Source organism: Vibrio barjaei (assembly GCF_001639065.2).
GTDB lineage: Bacteria > Pseudomonadota > Gammaproteobacteria > Enterobacterales > Vibrionaceae > Vibrio > Vibrio barjaei.
In genome coordinates this window covers 1-7,177 of the sequence record NZ_LQXO02000060.1, presented here as the reverse complement: position 1 = coordinate 7,177, position 7,177 = coordinate 1, and the positions used below count along the sequence as shown (strand labels likewise).

The following is a 7,177-nucleotide window of genomic DNA, read 5'->3' as shown; positions in this document are numbered from 1 at the left end:
CACTTTTAATCATGCTACTGACTTGCAAAACAGGGGGAGACCATATAGGTGAACAACGCTACCACCCAACCTAAAGCATTGTGCCATAAACACTAAATTTGAAGTAGAAGCAAAAATGCCGAGCGTTGTGAATCCCTATTAAATTGCTTGTTATAAGCCGTCCTTAAGCATTACGAAAGCGCTCTATTTCACTAGACCAATGCACTGAAATATCAAACAGTTGGTAGCAAAGTGCTCGAATACACTCTGGTGTGAAAATCATATACTCCTGATTTACAAACTCAAAAACGTTGCCATGGCATAAATTGTTTCTTACTCGAACTACCTCGACCATTTCAAAGTTAGGCTTTTGGCTTTCTAGACGTGCCACAAAATTATTTTCACCATCAAAGGCTAACTTCGTAACATCCAACCCTATCTCACGCGCATTTAACAACAAATTATTACTTAAACATTTATATGCTGATGGTTCTGTGTATACGTGTGGGGAGTTTAGGTTGTTAATAATGACCCTTATAGTTGATTCAATTCCATTTAAAAATGATACAACAGCAGGTAGATAAAGCTCATTGTGCGCAGCTTGAGCGCCTTGAATGAAATAGAAGTGACATTCTGCCATTTGAATTTGTTGGGCATAAGACGTTGTATCAAAATCCTTGCCATTTAGGTGCACTATTGCTTCCATGTATACTCCTAGGCTTATAACGAATGACATGGACTCCCCCTCCCGAGGATATGCCACACTCTTGTGGTACTTTTTAGAACCGGAGGCACCATGTCTGATTATTCGTATTTTGGCGGTATCGACTTAGCTAAGAACCACTTCAGTCTTCATGTCGTTGACAAAAAAGGCAAAGTTATTCTACATAAGTCGGTTACACGCTCTAAGTTGTTAACTACCATATCAAACCTTCCTCATATGCGTATAGGCTTGGAAGCGTGCGGTGGTGCACATTACTGGGCAAGAACACTCAACAAACTTGGCCACGATACGCGCATCATGGCGGCTAAATATGTGGCTCCATACAGAACTAAAGGAAAGAACGACCTCAATGATGCCGTCGCGATATGTGAAGCTGTTCAACGCCCTGCGACTCGTTTTGTTCCAACAAAGTCACCTGAGCAGCAGGCTATATTGTCGGTACATCGTATGCGTGAGCACTGGGTTCGCGAACGAACAGCTATCATGAACCGTATTCGAGCTTTGCTTTCAGAGTTTGGGCTTGTTATACCCGTCGGCCGCTCGTCATTAATGAAGCAGGTTCCACTCATTCTCGAAGATGCAGAAAACGAACTGCCTCAACTGGCTAGAGTCGTCCTCCATGACGCATACCAACACCTTGATGCTCTCAACCAACGCATTGCGGATACCGAACAGACATTCGAGTCCTTCGCTAAGATCAGCGATAACGTTCAACGCATTATGAAATTTCGAGGGATCGGCCCTCAAACCGCAACCGCCATATTAGCCTCGCTAGGCAATGGCGCTCAGTTTGATAAGAGCCGAGACTTCTCTGCCTGGCCCGGCTTAGTCTCCAAGCAATATTCTACGGGTGGTAAACCCAAGCTAGGCAGAATCACCAAACATGGGGACAAATACCTTCGTGCACTGCTCGTTCACGGGGCAAGAACTGTCATAGCCAACCTCGGCGATAAGCAAGATAGGCTGAGTCAGTGGTGTCGAAATGTATTAGAACGACGAGGCATGAACCGAGCAATTGTCGCTTTAGCCGCTAAGAACGCCGTATTATCTGGTCACTGTTACACAATCAAACGGAGTATGAAAACTACGCTGCTTAAGCACTGACGAGCTCAAGCAGCGAGAGGATTACACCCACTGGGTCATAGTAGACGCAATGGATGGAGATAGGTTAAGACCACGTGCGGAGAGCCTGTTAATGCGGCGGACATTAAATGTCATCTAACGAATAAGGCACCGCAGTCGCGCAAAGTCATCAGGGTCACGATGTTGCGAACCATCGATAAGTAGACCGAATGTTTGACAGCCGGGGGAATCCATGTAGCCCTGTTAAGGGGGGAGCAACGCACTACTGAAGCTCCCGCATACCACCTTAATCACTAAACGCAACGCATAGTAAAAATGCCATGCGTTGCGAATCACTCTTAAACAGTTTGTTATGCGTGCGGTTGTGCTTTATGTGAGTATTTTTCGTAAAGTTCTAGTTTCTTGGCTTCTAAAAACTTTAGTACTTGTAACTTGATGATAGACTTATTTTCACCAGCTAGTTTCTGTTGAATTTTCAAACCATCAACTTCCATCATTAACTCACTATTCGCCTCCATTCCTTGAAAATAGAGATTCAACACACAAGTACCTTGATGATCTGAGTCGTTTAGCTCATGGCTAGAACTTATGCTGTACAATTTTAGATGCTTTTTTAGTTCTGGCTTTATCAGGAAAATACTAGAATCTAGCTTTTCTCCTTTGAACATTAAATCTTTGACTTTCTTTTCAAACCACTCAATTTCTTGGGGTTTTGTTCCTTTAACATTATCATCAGGAGCAAAGTAAATTTTCTTGATGTCTTTGTAATACAAATACATCTCTTTTGACTTAGCTAATTCAATGAGAAAATCCACACGATTTTCATTGGTAAAGTCACCAAATAGAATTTTCTTCATTGGCTCTTGAGAAACATAGCCGTTACTTTTTAAATGATTATGTACTCTAGATGAAACCTTGTTAATTACACTAAGACTCTCTTTAGATGAGTGTTTTTACCATAAAATACCTAATAAACACATAAACTTAATCTGACGATTACGATTATGTGTTTATTATGATAATTACGTATATAGACCCGTTCTCAAGTTGCTGTTGCTTAATGCTAGTTGCACTACACTAAATTATCATCAAGGTCTTGTTGAGCGCCGCCTGCTGCATTGTCATCTGTATCAAAGCTGCCCGAGTCGTCGGTGAAGTCAACATTAACTTGGGTGTTGTCACTCTGCGTCCAGTCTGTTCCTTGTTGTTGCTCGGTAGAAACTGTTTGCTCGTTTTGTGTTGATTGCAATGCGTATTGTTCATTGACGTCGACCTGTAAAGTCTCACTTGCTCCTTCAATCGGCGCATCAAGTTCATCCACACCTTGATAGTTGACATCGACTTGTCCCTCAAATGAATCACTGAAAGAAACAGTTAATGGCTGTGTGAGATCTCCTGATATTGTGTAACTGCCATCACCATTGTCTAGGCCGCCTGTTACTTCAGCATCATTTGGAAGTCCAGTAACCACAATGTGGTCGACTTCATTGGATGAAGACGCCGCTTCCGGTGTTTCTAGACTGATAACATCACCTGGTGCGACGGTCACATCATAGTTGTCATCTGTTTCAGTATTATCTTGCACAGCTGTTTCTAAGACGGTTGTTTGCTGCTCTGAGGCTTCCATTGGTTCAACGCTCAGATTCAAGGCGATGTTTTGCTCATCTCCATTAGTAGTGATTGTAGTTGCTAGACTGATATCGCCATCGAACGTATCATCTGGCCAAAATATCCAGTTATCTTCCCCGGTTGAAATCAACGCGCCGCTATCTCCTGTGTAGGCTACAGCGGTAACATCGGATTCGTCAGTCAAACCCAGATTTTGCAGTATGTGTGACTCTGAGATTTCAATTGAAGAATCATTAGCTTGAACTAATACACCGCTATCAGCCGAGCTTTCTTCTACACCTACATTGAAGTGACTTTGTACGTTGTTCTCGCCATCGCTAGCGACGAAACCAATCTGAGCAGAGCCGCTATAACCTTCAGCTGGGGTGAACTGATAGCCACCCTGCCCGTCCGATTCAATAATGCCTTCACCACCAAGTAAAGAAACTGATTCGATACTAAGGTCTTGATGATCATCAGAACTGATCGTTGCCAGCATGTCGCTATCTGAAAAATAGAGCGTTTCACTTGGGGTAACGTCTGCCTGGCCAATACCATCAATTTCTAAAGCATTAGGTAATGAACTTCCTGGTTCATATACGCCGATGCTCAACTGCTCATCATGGATAATTCCATATTTTTCAATTACATATGCTAGGTCTACATTCCCATAAAAGTCAGGTGCTGGTGTAAATGTCCAAGTTCCATCTGAGTTGGTGACTAACTCTCCCTGAGTATTATCAACTAAATGAACAAGTCTTACTGCATCACCCTGCTCTGCTTCCACATTTTGAGCTAGGTTAATGAGCTCGTCAGTATTAATGATGAGCTCATTACCTGAGATAACGTTAACATCACCAGTAAATACACTGACATCCTGACTAGTTGCTTCATCACCATAGTCGACTGTTGTCGCCGAAACGGTCACAAAGAAGTTGCCGTGAAAATCTTGCGGTGGCGTCATTTGCAGATTATTGATATCCCAACCGGTAATGATGATCTGCTGACCTGCTTCCTCAATTACCACCGTATGAGTACCGTCGGTGATTTGGAATCCTACGGGATAGCCTGTCATCACAAGTTGACTTAGTAACTCCGAGCTATCAACTAACGACACATCTAGGTTTAAGTAGCCGGTTGTATCTTCTGAAAACACTAATGGCCCATCGTGTGCAGTTGTGATTACAGCACCGTCAGCTACGGGACGAATGTATACTGGCACGTCTAACGATGTTTCAAATTCTCCGTCTGAGACAATAACTTGCAGTTCAGAGATGCCTGCGAAATCAGCGGTTGGATTAAATGTCCAAGTGCCGTCTTCATTTTGGGTAATTTCACCACCATTTTCGGAATCCGGTACTATAACTCGCGAAACGACCAGTTCATCGTTATCTATGTCATCAAAGAGATCCACGAGATCTGATGCATCAAATGTAAAGGCACCATCCTCATTGGTGGTCAAAGATGCGTTGCCGACAGCAAATGGTTCATCATTAACTGGTATTACGTCGATACTAACCGTACCTTGAGCCTCTAAAGTATCGTCTGAAATAGCATAATCAAGCTCAACCAACCCATTAAAATCTTGACTGGTTATGAGGTGGTACATACCGTCTGGTTGGACTTGCAATGTCGCATTTTCCGGTGCTCTTACGGTTAATTGATCTAGAGTTAGTGTATCCCCATCTACATCTGATGCTTGTGCAAGAATATACGCTGGGTCGATGACTAAGACTTGGTCTTCATCGGTGGAAAGCGAAATTGCAGGTGCATCAGGTGCATCATTTACCCCTGAGAGATTGAGATGACCGCTTGCTTCAGTATCGAGCTGTCCGTCGTCTACTTTGAAAGTGAATGGAACATCACCGTTGAAGTTCTCCGCCGGGGAGAATGTCCATGTTCCATCCAGATTATCGACAAGTGACCCAAATGAAGCGTCTATCTGAAGATCCTTCGCCGTCAACGTATCACCGTCAACGTCACTGGCATAAGCCAGTAAATCTTCTTGAGATATAATGATGCTCTCGTCTTCAACACCAGAAAGTTCAACACTTTCGGAGATCGGAGCATCATTCACAGCCTCAACGGATAGGTTCAGAGTGTTAGGAGTAACGAACTCTCCGTCTGTGATCTTATAGCTGAGTTCAAGATCACCATTAAAGTCGTCGTTCAGTGTAATAGTGAACGTACCGTCATTATTGTCTGCAATAATGGCATTTTCATCGTTGGTAACTAGCTCAAACGCCGTCAACGCATCGTTGTTTAAATCGACCGCATTAGCTAAAAGCATATCCTGGGAAACCAATAAACTGCCATCTTCTTGCATCGTTGCAGAAACTGGGGTTGATTCAGGTGCATGCTCTCTTGCATCAATATGGATGGTTTGTGATGTGGTCGATGTATCTCCATTGGATTGTTCTGTAGAAGTTGCTTCAATGTTGATGTCGAACTCACCACTGTAATCAACCGGCAACTCTATCGAAATTGGCTCCAGTAGTGCCACCGTTGGGAGCGTGATGGGCTCGGAAGAATCAATATTTACCTCACCTTGATAGATGCTGGTATTCACCTCACCTAAGTCTATGGTAAATAGGAAGTCATCAAAGTCACGATCCCCTCCGTTGTACATGTCTTCAATACCGTAGACCAACTCATTTTCGTTGTTGAAATAAGTACGAGTATGATTAATGTTATCTTGATTTAGATTGGGGCTTGTTCCCCCATGGAAGATGGCATCACCATTCTGACTTCGAATTACAGTTTCTTCTCCATTGCTGCCAACAAATACGAGTTGTGGATCAATAGAATCAGTAGTAGCTAATCCACCATTGACATCTTGGAACTCGTAATGCCCGTCACCGAATGAAGAGAAGTTGTTATGATTAAAACCATTTGGTATGACGAATAAATTAAAGCTTTCTCCCTCGTCAAGATCAAAAGTAAATGCGGACTGCCCAGGGACTAAATCTCCTCCGCCTCCTAGCTGAGAGGCATTTTCGTAGACGATTTCAACGTCGTTAATCTGTCCGTTTTGGTCAACCTTATAGTATCCGACGGCATTATAGTAGCCAGCCCCCTCACCTTCGAAAGTAACGGTAATTTCACTATCGACATAACTTGTCAGGCCATTATCTTGGTCATCGAGAACCGCTTGGCTGTCATAACGGAGCACTGAGCCTTCAGGAATACCACTTGCTTGAACGGTAACTGATTCAGAACCATCCAAATCAGTCACTTGAGCTGAAACATTTAATTCAATGGCATTATCAGGGTCGACCTTGAGTCCGTCTACGCCAATTTCAGCACCTAGTTCATCGGTTACATTCAATTCAGGGTCGTCGGCGACGGCGTTCACAGTTAATGAGATCGTTTCTGTAGCGGTTAATTCACCATCAGACGCTGTATATGTGAGAGGAATCTCGCCGTTGAAATTATTAGATGGTGTGAAGCTAAAGCTACCATCACTATTCTCAACTAATACACCATCATTTCCGGAGTAACTTACATCGGTAATTTGCATTTCATTGCTATCGATATCCGTCACACTCTCAAGAAGCTGTTCTCGTGTAATCGTAATCGAATTGTCTTCATCGACATTGAGCTCCACTTGTGTCGTATCTGGAGCATCATTAATGGCTGCTACCGCTATAGCGATTGAGGCACTAGAGGTATCGGTACCATCAGACACATCAAAGCTAAGATTCAACGCACCATTATAATTTTCGTTTGGAGTGAAAGTGTGAGTACCGTTACCTAGTGACGTAAGAACACCGTCGGTACCTT

The 7,177-nt window shown here is 43.2% G+C and carries 3 protein-coding genes and 1 pseudogene; 1 reads left to right on the top strand and 3 read right to left on the bottom strand.

Going from position 1 to position 7,177, the window contains the following annotated elements; translation table 11 throughout:
* Nucleotides 1-163: 163 nt before the first annotated feature.
* Nucleotides 164-685, bottom strand: a complete 522-nt coding sequence (locus AWH66_RS24500; protein WP_063605335.1) for a hypothetical protein — start codon at nucleotides 683-685, stop codon at nucleotides 164-166.
* Nucleotides 686-775: 90 nt separating this feature from the next.
* Between AWH66_RS24500 and AWH66_RS24495 the strand changes: the two are divergent.
* Nucleotides 776-1,800 (top strand): annotated as a pseudogene (locus AWH66_RS24495) (IS110 family RNA-guided transposase).
* 336 nt (nucleotides 1,801-2,136) lie between these two features.
* On the opposite strand, the gene AWH66_RS24490 reads toward AWH66_RS24495, so the two are convergent.
* Nucleotides 2,137-2,643, bottom strand: coding sequence for a hypothetical protein (locus AWH66_RS24490; protein ID WP_206360076.1), 507 nt, complete (start codon nucleotides 2,641-2,643; stop codon nucleotides 2,137-2,139).
* A gap of 215 nt (nucleotides 2,644-2,858) precedes the next feature.
* Nucleotides 2,859-7,177: tandem-95 repeat protein (locus tag AWH66_RS24485; RefSeq protein ID WP_143081584.1), on the bottom strand; the 4,319-nt coding region annotated here is incomplete at its 5' end.